14 protein-coding genes are annotated in these 16,173 nt (G+C 68.8%); 6 read left to right on the top strand and 8 right to left on the bottom strand.

What is annotated here, in order from left to right; translation table 11 throughout:
• Position 1: 1 nt before the first annotated feature.
• Positions 2–2,569 (bottom strand): alpha-glucan family phosphorylase, encoded by a 2,568-nt coding sequence (gene glgP / locus ACFXIV_RS17155; protein ID WP_379400653.1) that lies wholly within the window; start codon positions 2,567–2,569, stop codon positions 2–4.
• A gap of 92 nt (positions 2,570–2,661) precedes the next feature.
• Between glgP and ACFXIV_RS17150 the strand changes: the two genes are divergently transcribed.
• The 3 genes from ACFXIV_RS17150 to glgB are packed head-to-tail and all read left to right on the top strand — an operon-like array spanning position 2,662 to position 7,515.
• Positions 2,662–3,321, top strand: coding sequence for a PaaI family thioesterase (locus ACFXIV_RS17150; RefSeq protein ID WP_379400654.1), 660 nt, complete (start codon positions 2,662–2,664; stop codon positions 3,319–3,321).
• Between the two features lie 22 nt (positions 3,322–3,343).
• Positions 3,344–5,347 (top strand): maltotransferase domain-containing protein, encoded by a 2,004-nt coding sequence (locus ACFXIV_RS17145; RefSeq protein ID WP_379400655.1) that lies wholly within the window; start codon positions 3,344–3,346, stop codon positions 5,345–5,347.
• A complete protein-coding gene (gene glgB, locus ACFXIV_RS17140; RefSeq protein WP_379400656.1) occupies positions 5,344–7,515 on the top strand; it encodes a 1,4-alpha-glucan branching protein GlgB in 2,172 nt (723 codons plus the stop codon). Before ACFXIV_RS17145 ends, glgB begins: the two co-directional genes overlap by 4 nt.
• 57 nt (positions 7,516–7,572) lie before the next feature.
• Here the strand turns inward: glgB and ACFXIV_RS17135 are convergent, their stop codons facing one another.
• Positions 7,573–8,193, bottom strand: a complete 621-nt coding sequence (locus ACFXIV_RS17135) for a TIGR03086 family metal-binding protein (protein ID WP_379400657.1) — start codon at positions 8,191–8,193, stop codon at positions 7,573–7,575.
• Positions 8,194–8,312: 119 nt separating this feature from the next.
• Between ACFXIV_RS17135 and ACFXIV_RS17130 the strand changes: the two genes are divergently transcribed.
• Positions 8,313–9,674 (top strand): TrpB-like pyridoxal phosphate-dependent enzyme, encoded by a 1,362-nt coding sequence (locus tag ACFXIV_RS17130; protein WP_379400658.1) that lies wholly within the window; start codon positions 8,313–8,315, stop codon positions 9,672–9,674.
• A gap of 72 nt (positions 9,675–9,746) precedes the next feature.
• Here ACFXIV_RS17130 and ACFXIV_RS17125 read toward each other — a convergent pair whose 3' ends face one another.
• The 3 genes from ACFXIV_RS17125 to ACFXIV_RS17115 all read right to left on the bottom strand — a co-directional run bounded on the left by ACFXIV_RS17125 (position 9,747) and on the right by ACFXIV_RS17115 (position 12,360).
• Entirely contained in the window at positions 9,747–10,607 is an 861-nt protein-coding gene (locus tag ACFXIV_RS17125; protein ID WP_379400668.1) for a tetratricopeptide repeat protein, read from the bottom strand.
• 58 nt (positions 10,608–10,665) lie between these two features.
• Positions 10,666–11,037 carry a DUF3817 domain-containing protein gene (locus tag ACFXIV_RS17120; protein WP_354850166.1) on the bottom strand — a complete coding sequence of 124 codons (372 nt, stop codon included), beginning with the start codon at positions 11,035–11,037 and terminating at the stop codon, positions 10,666–10,668.
• Between the two features lie 138 nt (positions 11,038–11,175).
• The gene (locus tag ACFXIV_RS17115) at positions 11,176–12,360 is read right to left on the bottom strand and encodes an acetyl-CoA C-acetyltransferase (protein ID WP_379421287.1); all 1,185 of its coding nucleotides are present in this window, start codon (positions 12,358–12,360) and stop codon (positions 11,176–11,178) included.
• Between the two features lie 113 nt (positions 12,361–12,473).
• On the opposite strand from ACFXIV_RS17115, the gene mce reads away from it, so the two are divergent.
• Together mce and ACFXIV_RS17105 are read left to right on the top strand one after the other, a co-directional pair.
• On the top strand, positions 12,474–12,944 hold the full coding sequence (gene mce, locus ACFXIV_RS17110) for a methylmalonyl-CoA epimerase (RefSeq protein WP_354850160.1): 471 nt from the start codon (positions 12,474–12,476) through the stop codon (positions 12,942–12,944).
• A gap of 86 nt (positions 12,945–13,030) precedes the next feature.
• A complete protein-coding gene (locus ACFXIV_RS17105; RefSeq protein WP_379387898.1) occupies positions 13,031–14,002 on the top strand; it encodes a hypothetical protein in 972 nt (323 codons plus the stop codon).
• A 219-nt stretch (positions 14,003–14,221) separates the two neighbouring features.
• Here the strand turns inward: ACFXIV_RS17105 and ACFXIV_RS17100 are convergent, their stop codons facing one another.
• Genes ACFXIV_RS17100 through ACFXIV_RS17090 form a run of 3 tightly spaced genes read right to left on the bottom strand, consistent with a single transcriptional unit; the run spans position 14,222 to position 15,961 of the window.
• Positions 14,222–14,527: an ATP/GTP-binding protein gene (locus ACFXIV_RS17100; RefSeq protein ID WP_354850154.1), complete on the bottom strand. Its 306-nt coding sequence runs from the start codon at positions 14,525–14,527 to the stop codon at positions 14,222–14,224.
• A gap of 10 nt (positions 14,528–14,537) precedes the next feature.
• Complete coding sequence (gene nucS, locus ACFXIV_RS17095; RefSeq protein ID WP_354850151.1) at positions 14,538–15,215, bottom strand: endonuclease NucS; 678 nt, start codon at positions 15,213–15,215, stop codon at positions 14,538–14,540.
• Positions 15,216–15,238: 23 nt separating this feature from the next.
• A complete protein-coding gene (locus tag ACFXIV_RS17090; RefSeq protein ID WP_379405775.1) occupies positions 15,239–15,961 on the bottom strand; it encodes a rhomboid-like protein in 723 nt (240 codons plus the stop codon).
• Positions 15,962–16,173 lie beyond the last annotated feature (212 nt).

The raw sequence follows: 16,173 nt of genomic DNA, 5'->3' as shown, positions 1-16,173 counted from the left end.
GTCAGGGGCTGGGCGTGGCGATCAGGCCGAGTTCGGCGGCCGTGGCGAGGAGCGGGTGGTGCGGCAGGATGCGGATCGTGTATCCGACCGCGCCGGACAGCGGGACCGGCGTCTGGATGGTGAAAATGTCGGCGCCGGAATCGGTTCCGGCGTGGCGCATGGGGAAGGTATGCACGTCGGTCAGGTCGTCGGTGGGTGAGACCCGGCCGAGCACCGCCTGCACACTGACGTCGGCGGGGGTGAGGCCGCCGAGGTCGATGCGGGCGCGCAGGTCCAGGTCCGCGCCGATCACCGGGGTGTCGGGCAGGCCGGAGCTGTCCACCTGCAGGACTTTGACCGTGGGCCAGGCGGATTCGACACGGCGGCGGTACACCGACAGGTCCTGTGCGCCCTTGAAGTCGTTGGCGGACACCGCTTCATAGGCCGCGGCGGCGGGCGCGTAATAGTCGACGGCGTAGTCGCGGACCATGCGGGAGGCCAGCACCTTCGGGCCCAGCGTCCGCAGGGTGTGGCGGACCATTTCCATCCAGCGGGCCGGCAGGTCGTCGTGGTCGCGGTCGTAGAAGCGCGGCAGCACAGCGCGTTCCATCAGGTCGTAGAGGGCCGAGGCCTCGAGGTCGTCGCGGCGGTGCTCGTCGCGGACGCCGTCGGCGGTGGGGATGGACCAGCCGTTCTCGCCGTCGTACATCTCGTCCCACCAGCCGTCGCGGACGGACAGGTTGAGGCCGCCGTTGAGGGCCGACTTCATGCCGGAGGTGCCGCAGGCCTCGAGCGGGCGCAGCGGGTTGTTGAGCCAGACGTCGCAGCCCCAGTACAGGTAGCGGGCCATGGACATGTCGTAGTCGGGCAGGAAGACGATGCGGTGGCGCACGGCCGGATCGTCGGCGAAGCGGACCACCTGCTGGATGAGCGCCTTGCCGCCCTCGTCGGCCGGATGCGATTTGCCGGCGACCACCAGCTGCACCGGATGCTCCGGATCGAGCAGCATGGCGCGCAGGCGTTCCGGGTCACGCAGCATCAGGGTGAGGCGCTTGTAGGTGGGGACGCGCCGGGCGAAGCCGACGGTCAGCACGCCCGGGTCGAAAACCTCGTCGATCCAGCCGAGTTCGGCGCTGGCGGCGCCGCGTTCGAGCCACGAGTTGCGCAGCCGGCGGCGCACCTCGTCGACCAGGATGCCGCGCAGGGCATTCCGGGTGGACCACAGTTCACGCAGGTCCACATCGCACAGCCGCTCCCAGCCGCGGGCCTCCTCGACCAGTTCGGCGCCGATGAGTTCGCGGGCCTTGTCGATCCATTCGCGCGCGGCCCAGGTGGGGGCGTGCACGCCATTGGTGACCGAGCCGATCGGGACTTCGCTCGTGTCGAAGCCCGGCCACAGCGGCGCGAACATGGCGCGGCTGACCTCGCCGTGCAGCTTCGACACGCCGTTGGCGCGCTGGGCCAGGCGCAGGCCGAGGTGGGCCATGTTGAACACCGACGGATCGGCCTTGCGCCCCATGGCCAGGATGCGGTCCACGGAAACGCCCGGCAGCACCGGTGATTCCCGTTCACCGTGCGCGCCGCCGAAGTACCGGCGCACCAGGGAGCCGGCGAAGCGGTCGATGCCCGCGGGGACCGGGGTGTGGGTGGTGAAGACGGTGCCGGCGCGGACCGCGGTCAGCGCGGAGTCGAAATCCATTCCGGCGGCCATGAATTCGCGGATGCGCTCGATGCCGAGGAATCCGGCGTGGCCCTCGTTCATGTGGAAGACGTCGGGATCGGGCAGGCCGTTGGCGCGGGTGTAGGCGCGCACCGCCCGGACGCCGCCGATGCCGGCCAGGATCTCCTGCTTGATGCGGTGGTCCTGATCGCCGCCGTAGAGCCGGTCGGTGACGGCCCGCAGTTCCGGGTCGTTGTCGGCGATATCGGAGTCCAGGAGCAGCAGGGGAATCCGGCCCACCTGGGCGATCCACACCCGGGCCCGCAGCACCCGCCCCTCGGGCATGGCCACGTGCACGAGCACCGGCGCACCGCCCTCTGTGAGCAGCCGCAGCGGCAGCCCCATCGGGTCGAGGGCCGGATAGTGCTCGGCCTGCCAGCCGTCGGCGGTCAGCGACTGCCGGAAATAGCCCGAGCGGTACAGCAATCCGACGCCGATGAGCGGCAGGCCCAGATCCGAGGCGGCCTTGAGGTGGTCGCCAGCCAGAATCCCGAGCCCGCCCGAATAGTTGGGCAGCACCTCGGTGACGCCGAACTCCATGGAGAAGTACGCGATCCCCCGCGGCCCGCGCTGCTGCTTCTGGAACCAGCGAGGGCGGTCCAGATAGTCCTGGAGATCGGCCGCCGCGGCATCGACCCGCCGCACGTAGGCCTCGTCCCCGGCCAGCTCGTCGAGCCGGGCCGCGGGCACCTCCCCCAACATCCGAACGGGATCGTGCCCGACCTCGGTCCACAGCCGGGGATCCAGCTCCGCGAAAACATCCTGGGTCGGCCCATGCCACGACCAGCGCAAATTGGTCGCCAGCTCGGTCAATGCGGACAACCGCTCCGGCAGATGGGCACGAACGGTGAATCGACGCAATGCCTTCACCCCTGTAGACCCTACCTGGGGATCCGTCTGCCCAGCTCACTACCGGTGCCCCGGCGCGAGCATCCGCTAAGCAACCGATAACGTGTTTCGGCATGAGCGAGCAGCAGATCGAGGCGGTCGAAGGACAGCCCACCCAGGAGCATCACGAGGGCGGGTTCCGGCCGATCCGAGAACTGGGCCGCGACAACACCAAGGGTGGAGCGCACTACGGGGAGTTCATCGACGAGGTGCGCGGGCTGATGGACCGGGTGCGGCTGGCCGACCCGTCCGACGCGCTGGCGCTGGATGTGATCGCCACCCTGAAGGAGCTCAACGACAAGCTCGACGCGGCGGTCGTCGACGAATGGGACGCGCCGGCGTGGCATCGCAACGACCTGCCCGCGCGCGGCAACATCACGCTGCCGCCGTTCGAGGTCGACGCCGCGGGCGAGGACGGGGTGCGCGCCCGCATCACCTTCCGCACCTTCCACCTGGGCGGCAACGGCGCGGCCCACGGCGGCCACATCGCCCTCGGTTTCGACGACCTGCTCGGCATGACGGCGGCCCTGTACACCAGGCAGGCCACCCGCACCGCCTTCCTGCACGTCGACTACCGGTCCATCACGCCGCTGAACACCGAACTGGTGCTGCGCGGCTGGGTGGAGCGGCAGGAGGGCCGCAAGGTGTTCGTCCGCGCCACCCTGCACGACGGCGACCGGCTGTGTGCCGAGGCCCACGGCCTGTTCGTGCTCCTCAAGCCGGGCCAGCAGTAGCCACTCCGGTAAGTTCGAGGGCGTGACCGGCCGCATCGCCATCGATGACACCGCCCCCGTGATTCCCGGCGGTCGGCCGACCAAGGCCGTGGTCGGCGAGGTCGTCCCGGTGCGAGCGGTGGTCTGGCGGGAGGGCCACGAGGCGGTCGCCGCCACGCTGGCGGTGCAGGCCCCGGGTTCGGCACGCACGCAGCGCATTCGCATGAGCCCGGAGTACGAGCCGGACGTGTTCAACGCGGTGTTCACCCCGACCATGCCCGGGCGCTGGACCTTCCGGATCGAGGGCTGGAGCGATCCCCTCGCCACCTGGCGATCCGGGGTCGAGGCCAAGCTCGCCGTCGGGCAGAGCGCCGTCGATCTGGCCAATGATCTGGAGACCGGGGCCCGGCTGCTGGAGCGGGCGGCGCTCGCGGTCCCGAAGCGGCAGTGGGAGATCCTGCGCGCCGCGGCCGCCGCATTGCGCAGCGACGCGCAACTGCCCGCCCGGGTCGCCGCCGCCTTCGGCGCCGAGGTCGGCGAGATCCTGCGGGCAACACCGTTGCGGGAGTTCGTGACTCACGGGCCGTTGCACACCGTGCAGGTGGAGCGGCAGCGGGCGCTGGTCGGGGCGTGGTACGAATTCTTCCCGCGGTCGACCGGCGGCTGGGACGCCGAGGGCCGCCCAGTGCACGGCACCCTCGCCACCGCCACCAAGGATCTGCCCCGTATTGCCGCCATGGGCTTCGACGTGGTGTACCTGCCGCCGATCCACCCCATCGGCACGGTGAATCGCAAGGGGCCCAACAACTCCCTGACCGCGGGACCCGCGGATGTCGGCTCGCCGTGGGCCATCGGCTCGGCGGAGGGCGGGCACGACGCCATCCACCCGCTGCTGGGCACCGAGGCCGACTTCGTCGACTTCGTCGCGGCCGCACGGGAATTGGGTATGGAGGTGGCGCTGGACCTGGCGCTGCAGTGCGCGCCCGACCATCCGTGGGTGGCGGCGCATCCGGAGTGGTTCACCACGCTGCCCGACGGCACCATCGCGTACGCGGAGAATCCGCCGAAGAAGTATCAGGACATCTATCCACTCAATTTCGACGACGAGCCCGACGGGCTCTACGCCGAGGTGCTGCGGGTGGTACGGCATTGGATCGGCCTGGGCGTCACCGTGTTCCGGGTCGACAATCCGCACACCAAACCGGCGGACTTCTGGGAATGGCTGATCGCCGAGGTGCACCGGAAGAATCCGGAGACCATCTTCCTGTCGGAGGCATTCACCCGCCCCGCGCGCATGTACGGTCTGGCGCGGCGCGGATTCAGCCAGTCCTACACGTATTTCACCTGGCGCACCCACAAACACGACCTCGAGGAATTCGGCCGGGAATTGGCCGCCAAGGCCGATGAGGCCAGGGCCAACCTGTTCGTGAACACCCCCGACATCCTGCACGAGAGCCTGCAGTACGGCGGGCCCGGCATGTTCGCGATTCGTGCGGTGCTGGCCGCGACGCTCGGGGCCACCTGGGGCGTGTACTCGGGCTTCGAGCTGTACGAGCACCAGGCGGTGCAGCAGGGCAGCGAGGAGTACCTGGACTCCGAGAAATACCAGCTGCGGCCACGCCGTTTCGCCGAGGCGGCCGCGCGCGGGGAATCCTTGGAGCCGTGGCTGACCCGGCTCAACGAGATCCGGCGCGCGCATCCCGCGCTGCAGCAGGTGCGCTGCATCCACTTCCATTACGTGGACAACGATGCGCTGCTGGCGTTCTCGAAGTTCGACCCCACCACCGGCGACGCCGTGCTCGTGGTGGTGAACCTGAACCCGTTCGGCGCCGAGCAGGGCATGGTCTCGCTCGACCTGCCCGCCATCGGCCGCGAATGGCACGACCGGCCGACGGTGTACGACGAGGTCACCGGCGAGGAATACCACTGGGGCCAGACCAATTACGTGCGCCTGGACCCGGCCCGGGTGGCGGCCCACATTCTCGCGCTGCCGCCGGTGCCGGCCGCCGCGCGCACCGAGCTCGCCCATCGCCGATCGTTCCGATGAATCGGCGCGACCTTCTGCTGCTGGCGGCGGGCACGCACCCCGATCCGCACACGGTGCTGGGGGCGCATCCGCATCCCGACGGGACCGTCATCCGGGTGCTGCGGCCGCACGCGGAGACGGTCGCGGCCCGGATCGGCGGCGTGGATCATCCACTGGCACACCGCGAGCACGGCGTGTTCGAGGCCGTGGTGCCGTTCCCGCAGCTGTGGGACTACCGCCTGGTCACCTCCTATCCGGGCGGGCGCACGGTGGTGGACGCGGACGGGTACCGCTTCCTGCCCGCCCTCGGCGACGTCGATCTGCACCTGCTCGGCGAGGGCCGGCACGAGCGGCTCTGGGAGGTGCTGGGCGCGCACCCGAAGCGCTACCCCACCCTCGACGGCGAGGTGTCCGGCACGGCCTTCGCGGTGTGGGCCCCCAATGCGCGGGGCGTGGCGGTGATCGGGGATTTCGACGGGTGGAGCGGAAACACCGCCCCCATGCGGAAACTCGGCGATTCCGGGGTGTGGGAGCTGTTCCTGCCCGGCATCGAGGCCGGGGCGCTGTACAAGTACCGCGTGCACGGGGCGGACGGACGCACCGTCGACCACGCCGATCCGATGGCCTACGCCACCGAGGTCCCGCCCGCGACCGCGTCGGTCGTCACCGCGAGCGAATTCACCTGGGGCGATACCGAATGGCTGCGGGCGCGGGCCCGCACCGATCCGCTGCGCGCGCCGGTCAGCGTCTACGAGGTGCATCTGGGTTCGTGGCGGCCGGGGCTCGGGTATCGCGAGATCGCCGAGCAGCTGGCGGAATACGTGCTCGCCCAGGGCTTCACGCATGTCGAGCTGCTACCGGTGGCCGAGCATCCCTTCGGCGGCTCCTGGGGTTACCAGGTCACCTCCTACTACGCGCCGACCGCCCGCTTCGGCTCCCCCGACGACTTCCGGTTCCTGGTGGATCACCTGCACCGCAGCGGAATCGGCGTCATCCTCGACTGGGTGCCCGCGCACTTCCCGCGGGACGAGTGGGCGCTGGCCAGATTCGACGGCACCGCCCTCTACGAGCACGCCGATCCGCGCCGCGGCGAGCAACTCGACTGGGGCACCTACGTTTTCAACTTCGGCCGCCACGAGGTCCGCAACTTCCTGGTCGCCAACGCGCTGTACTGGATCGAGGAGTTCCACATCGACGGCCTGCGCGTGGACGCCGTGGCCTCGATGCTCTACCTGGACTACTCCCGCCCCGACTGGGAGCCGAACATCCACGGCGGCCGCGAGAATCTGGAGGCCGTCGCCTTCCTGCAGGAAATGAACGCGACCGTGCACAAGCACCATCCGGGCGTACTGACGGTGGCCGAGGAGTCCACCACCTGGCCGGGGGTCACCCGCGCCACCGAGGTCGGCGGCCTGGGCTTCACCATGAAATGGAACATGGGCTGGATGCACGACACGCTCGGGTATCTCGCCCACGATCCGGTGTACCGGACCTGGCACCACAACGAGGTCACCTTCTCGCTGACGTATGCGTGGAGCGAGAACTACGTGCTGCCGATCAGCCACGACGAGGTGGTCTACGGCAAGGGGACCCTGTGGACCCGCATGCCCGGTGACGATTTCACCAGGGCGAGCGGGGTCCGCGCGCTGCTGGCCTACATGTGGGCGCATCCGGGAAAGCAGCTGTTGTTCATGGGCCAGGAATTCGGCCAGTTCCGGGAGTGGGACCACGATCGCGGACTGGATTGGCACGAGCTGGAGAACCCTCTGCACCAGGGCATTCAGCGGCTGGTCGGGGACCTCAACCGGCGGTATGCCGCCAATCCCGCACTGTGGAGCCAGGATACGTCGCCGGGCGGCTACTCCTGGATCGACGCCGACGACCGCGACAACAATGTGCTGTCGTTCCTGCGCTACGGCACCGACGGATCCATTCTCGCCTGCGTCTACAACTTCTCGGGCCGTCAGCTCGGCGGCTATCGCATCGGATTGCCCGGGCCCGAACCGGATTCGTGGTACGAGGTGCTGAACACCGATGCCGTCGCCTATGGCGGCAGCGGCGCGGGCAATGCCGACACAATCGCCTCCGAGCCCGTGCCCTGGCACGGCCGCCCGGTGTCGGCCGCCCTGACCCTCGCGCCGAACAGCGCCCTCTGGTTGTCGAAGACGCCATCGGACGGCACCGGGTAGGACGACCGGTTCCCCACCGGACGGGAGCGGGGAACCACGCGCGGGAGAGCTCCCCGATCACTCCGGCCAGCCGGGCGAGCGGCCCAGCACTGCCAGGATCCGGTCCAGCCCGGACGCCTCCGGCGCGGTCACCTCGGGCGCGAACGACGCGCCGGGCCGCTCCCGGTGCGGTCCTCCCGGCACCGCCTCGGCCACCGGCAGTCCCGCGCTCAGCAGGTCCGCGTCGAATTCCACGGTCTGGCCGAGTGCCCGCGCCACATCCCAGGCGTGCACGATGTAGTCGATGAAGTGAAAGCTGATGGCCAGCGGCGCGGGAATCACGATGCCGTCGCGGACCTCCGGCAGCGGGAACTGCCGTTCCAGAACGCCCGGCTCGGCGAAGGTGGCCAGCACGTGCTCGGCCGCCGCCCGGTACTCACCGATCGGATCGCCGCCGAGCGGCTGCGGCTTCCACAGCGCGAGATCACTCTCGCCGCGGGCGGCGGCCGCGAAGCCGTAGTGCTGAACGATCATGTGCTCCAGCAGGTCTCGCAGCGTCCAGCCCACGCAGGGCGTGGGTGCGTCCAGATCGGCGGGGGTGAGTCCCGCCACCACCTCGATGCTGGCGCGCACCGCGCGGGCGTCCAGCCCGAGCAGTTCGGTTCCCGAGGCCAGCAATTCTTCATACGTGCTTATCATACGCGCCAGCTTACTAATTTCCGCGCGGCTGCGACAGTGATAATCCGGCGAATTCCACACCAACGGGTCCGCTGCGGGAGCAGTCTGGACAGACAGCCGTTTCGAGCCGGGAGGGTCCCGTGGACGAGCGCACCAAGATCACGCTGGACGAATCCGAGATCCCGAGGCGTTGGTACAACGTCATCCCGGACCTGCCCGCGCCACCGCCGCCCCCACTGCACCCCGGCACCGGACAGCCGGTCGGGCCCGAGGATCTGGCCCCGCTGTTCCCGATGGAGCTCATCCGGCAGGAGGTGAGCGGCGACCGCTACCTCGACATTCCGGACGAGGTCATCGACGTCTACCGGCTCTGGCGGCCGACGCCACTGTTCCGGGCGCGACGGCTGGAGAAGGCGCTCGGCACCCCGGCCCGGATCTATTACAAGTACGAGGGCGTCTCCCCCGCCGGCTCACACAAGCCGAATACCGCTGTGCCGCAGGCGTTCTACAACGCCGCCGAGGGCACCCGGCGACTGACCACCGAGACGGGCGCGGGCCAGTGGGGCAGCGCGCTCGCCTTCGCCTGTGCGCAGTACGGCATCGACTGCGAGGTGTGGATGGTGCGCGCCTCCTACGACCAGAAACCGCACCGGCGCACGCTCATGCAGACCTGGGGCGCGACCGTGCACGCCAGCCCCTCGCCGATCACCGCCGCGGGCGCGAAAATCCTGGCCGACCATCCGGATTCACCCGGCAGCCTGGGCATCGCCATCAGCGAGGCGGTGGAGGTGGCCGCGGCCGACCCGACAACCCGCTACGCGCTGGGCAGTGTGCTCAATCATGTTCTGCTGCACCAGACCGTCATCGGGGAGGAGGCGCTGAAACAGTTCGCCGCGGCGGGTGAACGCCTGCCCGATCTGATCATCGGCTGCACCGGAGGCGGCTCCAACTTCGCAGGACTGTTCCTGCCCTTCCTGCGCGAAAAGCTCGCGGGCCGAACCGATCCGGTGATCCGGGCCGTCGAGCCCGCAGCGTGCCCGTCGTTCACGCGCGGCATCTACGCCTACGACTTCGGCGACACCGCCGGCTTCACCCCATTGATGAAGATGCACACCCTGGGCCACGACTTCATCCCCGATCCGGTGCATGCGGGCGGGCTGCGATACCACGGCATGTCGCCGCTGCTGTCGCACATGTACGAGCTCGGATTGTTCGAGGCGGTGGCGAAGCAGCAGCGCGAATGCTTCGCCGCGGCGGTCACTTTCGCGAAGGCCGAGGGCATCCTCCCCGCACCCGAGCCCTCTCACGCCCTGGCGGCCGTCATCGAAGAGGCCAAGCGGTGCACCGAATCCGGTGAAGAGAAGGTCCTGCTGACCGCCCTGTGCGGCCACGGCCACTTCGATATGACCGCCTACGAGCGCTATCTCGCAGGCGAAATCCCGGACTTCGAACTCCCCCAGCCCCGTATCGACGCCGCCCTCGCCGGCCTCCCCACCGTCTGAACAAGATCAGGGAGCCCTCTCTGCGGGATTTCGTCCGAACCCCCGCGGTGAGAGCTCCCTGATCTCCAGTCGTCAGTACAGGGCGGCGGCGAGCTTGCGGCGGGCGGCGACCACGATGGGCTCGGCGGGGTCGAAGAGTTCGAAGAGCTCGAGCAGGTGGGTGCGGGCCTTGGTGCGGTCGTCGCCGGCGGTGCGCTTGACCTGGGCAACGAGGCGGTCGAAGGCGGCCTCCGGCTGCTGGTTGAACATTTCCAGATCGGCCGCGGCGATGGCGGCGTCCAGATCGGCCGGGTCGGCGTCGGACTTGGCGACGGCGGCGGGGTCGAGATCCTGTACGCGGGAAAGGAATTGGACCTGACGCAGGGCGGCCTTGGCCTCGGCGTTGTTCGGCTCGGCGGCCAGGATGGCCTCGTACGCTGCGATCGCGTTGTCGAATTCGCCGCGCTCCAAGGCCGCTTCGGCGGCGACGAAGCGGGGATCCTCGGGAGCCTCGGGCTCGGCCGCGGCGGCCTCCGCGCCGACGCCGGGGAGCTTGCCGCGCACGGCGTCCACCACGGCGGCGATCCACTGGGTCACCTGCTCCTCCGGCTGATTGCCGGTGAAGTCGGCGAGCGGCTGGCCCGCGGCCACGGCGACCACGGTCGGAATGCCCTGCACGCCGAAGGCCTGCGCGATGCGCATGTTGGACTCGGCCTCGACGGTGGCCAGATCCCAGTCACCACCACCCTGGCCGACCAGCTGCTCCAGCAGCTTCACCAGCTCGATGCTCCCGGGGCTGCGCTGCGAGTACAGCGCCACCACCACCGGCACCTGAGTGGAGCGCCGTAGCACTCGATCCTCGAAATTGGCCTCGGTGACGGCATGGTCACCCGGGACATCTCCCGCGGCGGCGGCCGGCTGCTTGAGAGCGGACAGGTCCACCGCGCCCGACATGGCGGCGGCTGCGGCGGCGGAGGGACGGCGTGCAGGTCGAGTCACGACATCCAGTTTGTCACGACCGTGCGGCGGCGGGTGCCGCGGCTTGGCTCAGTTCACCCAGCTGACCGGAGTTGATCGCCCACCGCTCGAAGAACACGGACGTGAACGGGACCACCGACGACAGCAGCGCCAGACCCGTGGTCTTGCCCGGCCATTCGAACTCGCGCGAGGCCAGCAGGCAGTTGATGGCGTAGGCCAGGAACACGATGCCGTGCAGCATGCCGAACACCATTACCGGCCACTTGATCGGCTGATCGGCGATCCCCAGCGCATCCGCGCGCTTCAGGGCCGAGCCGATGAACAGCAGCACCCACGAGGGCACCTCGAGCAGGCCGAAGAAACGCACGCGCTTAGCGACCGTGGACAGGTCGAACAGATCACCCATGGCAACCATTCTGCCCGATGCCTACGACGCCCTGTAGTGGACCTGGTCACATCTGGGACGGGCGCGCTGGATTCCTGGTATGAGAAACGGAACAGCCCCGGCTCACGAGCCGGGGCTGTTCCTCATGAGCAGTTGTCCCTACTGCACGCGGACGATGAGGGCGTCGCCCTGGCCGCCGCCACCGCAGAGCGCGGCCGCGCCGACACCGCCGCCGCGGCGCTGCAGCTCGAGCGCCAGGTGCAGGACGATACGGGCGCCGGACATGCCGAGCGGGTGGCCGATGGAGATGGCGCCGCCATTGACATTGACCTTCTCCGGGTCGATGCCGAGCTTGCGGGCCGACGCGATGCCGACCGCCGCGAACGCCTCGTTGATCTCGACCAGATCCAGATCGGCGGGCGAAATGCCTTCCTTGGCACAGGCTTTGGCGATGGCGTTGGCGGGCTGGTCCTGCAGGGTGGAGTCGGGGCCGGCCACGACACCGGCCGCGCCGATCTCGGCGATCCAGCTCAGGCCCAGCTCCTCGGCCTTGGCCTTGGACATGACGACCACCGCGGCCGCGCCGTCGGAGATCTGGGAGGCGGAACCGGCGGTGATGGTGCCGTCCTTGCCGAAGGCCGGGCGCAGCTTGCCCAGCGACTCGGCCGTGGTGTCGGCGCGGATGCCCTCGTCCTCGGCGAACTGGATCGGGTCGCCCTTGCGCTGCGGGATCGAGACCGGGGTGACCTCGTCGGTGAAGAGGCCGTTCTTCCAGGCGGCCGCGGCCTTCTGGTGGGAGGCGGCGGCGAAGGCGTCCTGCTCCTCGCGGCTGATGGCGTCGGCGTCGTTGCGGTGCTCGGTGAGCGCGCCCATGGCCTGATCGGTGAAGATGTCGTGCAGGCCGTCGTAGGCCATGCTGTCGCGCAGGTTGACGTCGCCGTACTTGTAGCCCTCGCGGCTCTTCTCCAGCAGGTGCGGGGCGTTGGTCATGGACTCCTGGCCGCCGGCCACCACGATCTCGTATTCGCCGGCCCGAATCAGCTGGTCCGCCAGCGCAATTGCATTGATACCGGACAGGCACACCTTGTTGACGGTGAGCGCCGGGACATCCATCGGAATACCCGCGGCGACCGCGGCCTGCCGGGCCGGGATCTGGCCCGCACCCGCGGTTAGCACCTGGCCCATGATCACGTAGTCGACCTGCTCGGGCGCCACCCCGCCCTTCTTCAGCGCCGCCTTGATGGCGAACCCGCCCAGGTCGGAGCCGCTGAAGCCCTTCAGCGATCCGAGCAGCCGGCCCACCGGGGTGCGCGCGCCGGAGACGATGACGGAGGTGGTGGTCACGATGAGCCTCGCTTACGTCGTTTGGTGACTGCTCCGCCAACCATCGGAGCCGTACTCAAAGGTAACGTGCGGCGCTCCGGCATCCTTCCGAGGGGCGCGCTACCGTCACTGGTGTGAGCAACACAGAGAACACCGGTTTCATCCCGTCGGAATACGTCACCGCCGTCGATCACGTCGGAATCGCTGTGCCAGATCTCGATTCGGCGGTGGCCTGGTACCGGGACAATCTCGGCATGGTGGAGACGCATCGCGAGATCAACGAGGCGCAGGGCGTGCACGAGGCCATGCTGTCCGTGCCCGGCACTCCGGCCGGCTCGGTCGCTCTGCAGTTGCTGGCTCCGCTCAACGAGGAGTCGACGATCGCGAAGTTCATCGACCGAAACGGGCCTGGCCTGCAGCAGCTCGCGTATCGTGTCACCGATGTCGAGGCTGTTTCCGCGCAACTTCGGGAACGGGGCCTGCGTTTGCTGTACGCAGAGCCGCGCGGCGGCACCGCTGGTTCCCGCATCAATTTCATCCACCCCAAGGATGCTGGCGGTGTGCTGGTGGAACTCGTCGAACCGGCCGCGAAAACTACCCACTAGTACCGTGTTCCGCCCTCCTAAAGAGGGCGTAACAACATTCGCGGTCGGGTCACCATCGGGTGTCGTCAGGCTGTAGTTTGTGGGTCATGTCGTCCACTGAGCCCGATCGTAATCGCTTCGTCGCGCTGCCCTTTACCGTTGTGCGGAAGGGCTATGACCGTGACGAGGTGCGTAACTACTTCGACCGTTTCGATGCCGAGCTGAGGGTCACCGCCACCGACCGCGATGCCGCTGCAGCCCAGGCCCGCAACCTGGCGGCCCAGCTCGAGGATGCCCGGGACGAGATCGACGAGCTCCGTAAGGAGGTCGACCGGCTCTCGGTGCCGCCGACCACCGCCGAAGGCATGTCCGATCGCATCTCCCGCATGCTGCGTCTGGCCTCGGATGAGGCCTCCGAGGTCCGCGCCCAGGCGCAGGCCGAGGCCGCCGAGATGATCTCGATTGCCGAGCAGCAGGCCACCGAAATGCGTGGGAAGTACGAATCGCTCCTCTCCGAGACCAAGGAGAAGCGCGAAGCGCTCGAAATCGAGTTCGAGCAGACTCTCGCGAACGCCCGCTCCGAGTCCGCCAAGATCGTCGAAGCCGCCAATGCCGAGGCCGACCGCCTCACCAAGGAGTCCGAGGCCAAGCGCAAGGCCACGCAGCAGGACTTCGAGGTCACCATGGCGGAGCGGCGCACCAAGCTGACCCGCGCCATGGAGGAGCTGGAGGCCACCTCGCGCGCCGAGGCCGCCCAGCGCATCAAGGACGCCACCGACGAGGCCAACCGCCTCATCACCTCGGCGACCAACACCGCGGATCGAAAGATCGCGCACGCCAAGGAACTTGCCGAGGAGATGCGTGTGCTCCGCGGCCGCGTCCTGGCCCAGCTGCTCGGTATCCGCGGCCAGCTCGACTCGGTCCCGGCCATGCTCGCCGCCGTCAACCGCGAGAGCGAACTGCTCGACGGCGCGCCGGAACAGCGCTCCATCCAGAAGGGCGGCCGCAAGGCCATCGCCGACGCTCGCGAAGACGACGAGATCGTCGACGAGCGCGAGAACGCTGACGTCTCCAGCTAATTCACCGACCGGGCGACAACCCGCATCCGTTCGAAGGCCGCTTCCCCTCCGGGGGAAGCGGCCTTCCTTATGCAAACCCGTTGGAGCCGTTGACGAGCGAGCCTTGGCGCACGACCACGGAGGTGACGTCCGCCGAAGCGGGAACTGTCCCGCTCATCGATACCGAGACCGCCCCGAACGCACTCGGCGCCAGCACGATTCGTTTGTGCCTCCCGGGGCTCAGGACCAGCGGCGGGTGATGGTGCGGGTGTTGCGGCCGTTCCAGCAGCCGGTGTGCCAGTGGCGGCGATCGTCTTCGCCGCCGTGGACTGCCCAGGCGACGATGTGCGGTGTGCCCGGTGGGATGACGTGGTCGCAGCCGGGGCAGCGGTAGGGCTTGGTGGCGCGGGTGCCGGGGACCGTGCGGACGACGAAGGTCTCGTCGGTCCCGGGACCGTGCTCGGTGCGGCCGAAGACGTCGCCCAGGGGGCGCGGGTCCGAGTGGGATCGCGCCGAGTCCTTGGGGCGGGGTTTCCGGCGTGGCATGGTATCGAGGTTAGAACAGCCGGAACTCGCTGGAGTCGGTGCCGCGCAGGGCATCGTAATCCAGTGTGAGGCAGCGGATGCCGCGGTCGGCGGCAAGGGTCTTGGCCTGCGGCTTGATCTGCTGGGCGGCGAAGACGCCCGCGACGGGAGCCAGCAGCGGGTCGCGGTTGAGGAGTTCGAGGTAGCGGGTGAGCTGTTCGACGCCGTCGATCTCACCGCGGCGTTTGATCTCCACTGCCACCGTCGCGCCGTCGGCGTCACGGCACAGGATGTCGACCGGGCCGATGGCGGTCATGTACTCGCGGCGGATCAAGGTGTAACCGGGACCGAGGGTTTCGATGTGCTCGGCGAGCAACTCCTGCAGGTGCGCCTCGACGCCGTCCTTCACCAGCCCGGGATCGACGCCCAGCTCGTGCTTGGAATCCAGCTCGATGTCCTCAACGGTGATGCGCAGTTCCTCGCCGGCCTTGTTGGACACCACCCACAGTTGGGTTGTCTCGGAATCGGTTTCCCGTTCCTCCAGCCAGCACGGCGGACTCATCCAGTTGAGCGGCTTGTAGGAGCCGCCATCGGAATGGACCAGCACCGAACCGTCGGCCTTCATCATGAGCAGACGACGGGCCATGGGCAGATGGGCGGTCAGACGGCCAACGTAATCGACCTGGCAACGAGCAATCACAAGGCGCACCGGTCGAGTCTAGTGACCGGGCATCAGCCCAGCAGCATCAGGCAGGCAAAAACGGAACCGCCCGCCAGCAACAGGTATTCCGGCACATTCAACGGCCGCACCGCCCCGCCCTGCCGGCGGATCGTCAACCGCCCGATGCCCAGACCCAGGCACAGCGCCAGGAAGTGACCCACATTGGTGAAGGTGTGCCAGAGCACCACCCCGCCCAGCGCGAACGCCAGCCAGGTACTCGCCCACACCCACCGGCGATGCGGCGGCAGCACCGCCACCAGCGCACCCACGACGGCCATCGCGCCATAGCTGACACCGACGTCCTCGGCCATCGCGATACTGCCCGGCACCAGCTGCGACTGCACCGCCACCCACAGGCCCACCGCCACCAGCACGGTCGCGCCCACATGGCCGACGAAGAAGGTGTGCACCAGCTTCACGGTCCCGAATCGGCGCTCCGCCAAGGCGAGCAGGCAGGCCAGCATCGGCACGATCAGGAACACCGTCGCCGCGCCCTCACCCACCAGGAAGGCGCTCGAGAACAGCGTGCCGAGGCGGCCCTCGGTCAGATTGTTCAGGTTCGTGCTGGCATGCAACACGATTCGCGACTCCCGCGGCGCGCTGACCATGGTCAGGGCCACGGCGCCCAGCAGCAGCAGACCCACATAGCTGTAGGTGGCGGGCAGCCACAGAGCAGCCCACCGGAACCGGCGGGCCTGGTCGGCCGGCCGCTGTGGCGCGAGCTGGTGAATCATGCTGTCGATCATTGTCTTCCCGGCCCCATCAGAACTGATTGTCCGCTGGGAGCCTCCTGTGTATCCATACCCTATCCATATGTACCCGGGATACGCGTAGGTACCCCGGATACGCAGAAGGCCCCCAGCATGAGCTGGGGGCCTTCGCGAAGGATGTTCCGGCGGTGTCCTACTCTCCCACACCCTGTCGAGTGCAGTACCATCGGCGCAGG

This window comes from Nocardia sp. NPDC059236 (genome assembly GCF_042754085.1).
GTDB lineage: Bacteria > Actinomycetota > Actinomycetes > Mycobacteriales > Mycobacteriaceae > Nocardia.
The sequence above is the reverse complement of the archived record's forward strand: the minus strand, read 5'-3'. Positions and strand labels throughout refer to the sequence as shown.

Coding starts and splice junctions, on each gene's coding strand:
- ACFXIV_RS17150 (WP_379400654.1), top strand. CDS start 2,662: ATGAGCGAGCAGCAGATCGAGGCGGTCGAAGGACAGCCCACCCAGGAG.
- glgB (WP_379400656.1), top strand. CDS start 5,344: ATGAATCGGCGCGACCTTCTGCTGCTGGCGGCGGGCACGCACCCCGAT.
- ACFXIV_RS17135 (WP_379400657.1), bottom strand. CDS start 8,193: ATGATAAGCACGTATGAAGAATTGCTGGCCTCGGGAACCGAACTGCTC.
- ACFXIV_RS17125 (WP_379400668.1), bottom strand. CDS start 10,607: ATGTCGGGCGCGGTGGACCTGTCCGCTCTCAAGCAGCCGGCCGCCGCC.
- ACFXIV_RS17120 (WP_354850166.1), bottom strand. CDS start 11,037: ATGGGTGATCTGTTCGACCTGTCCACGGTCGCTAAGCGCGTGCGTTTC.
- ACFXIV_RS17105 (WP_379387898.1), top strand. CDS start 13,031: ATGTCGTCCACTGAGCCCGATCGTAATCGCTTCGTCGCGCTGCCCTTT.
- ACFXIV_RS17100 (WP_354850154.1), bottom strand. CDS start 14,527: ATGCCACGCCGGAAACCCCGCCCCAAGGACTCGGCGCGATCCCACTCG.
- ACFXIV_RS17090 (WP_379405775.1), bottom strand. CDS start 15,961: ATGATTCACCAGCTCGCGCCACAGCGGCCGGCCGACCAGGCCCGCCGG.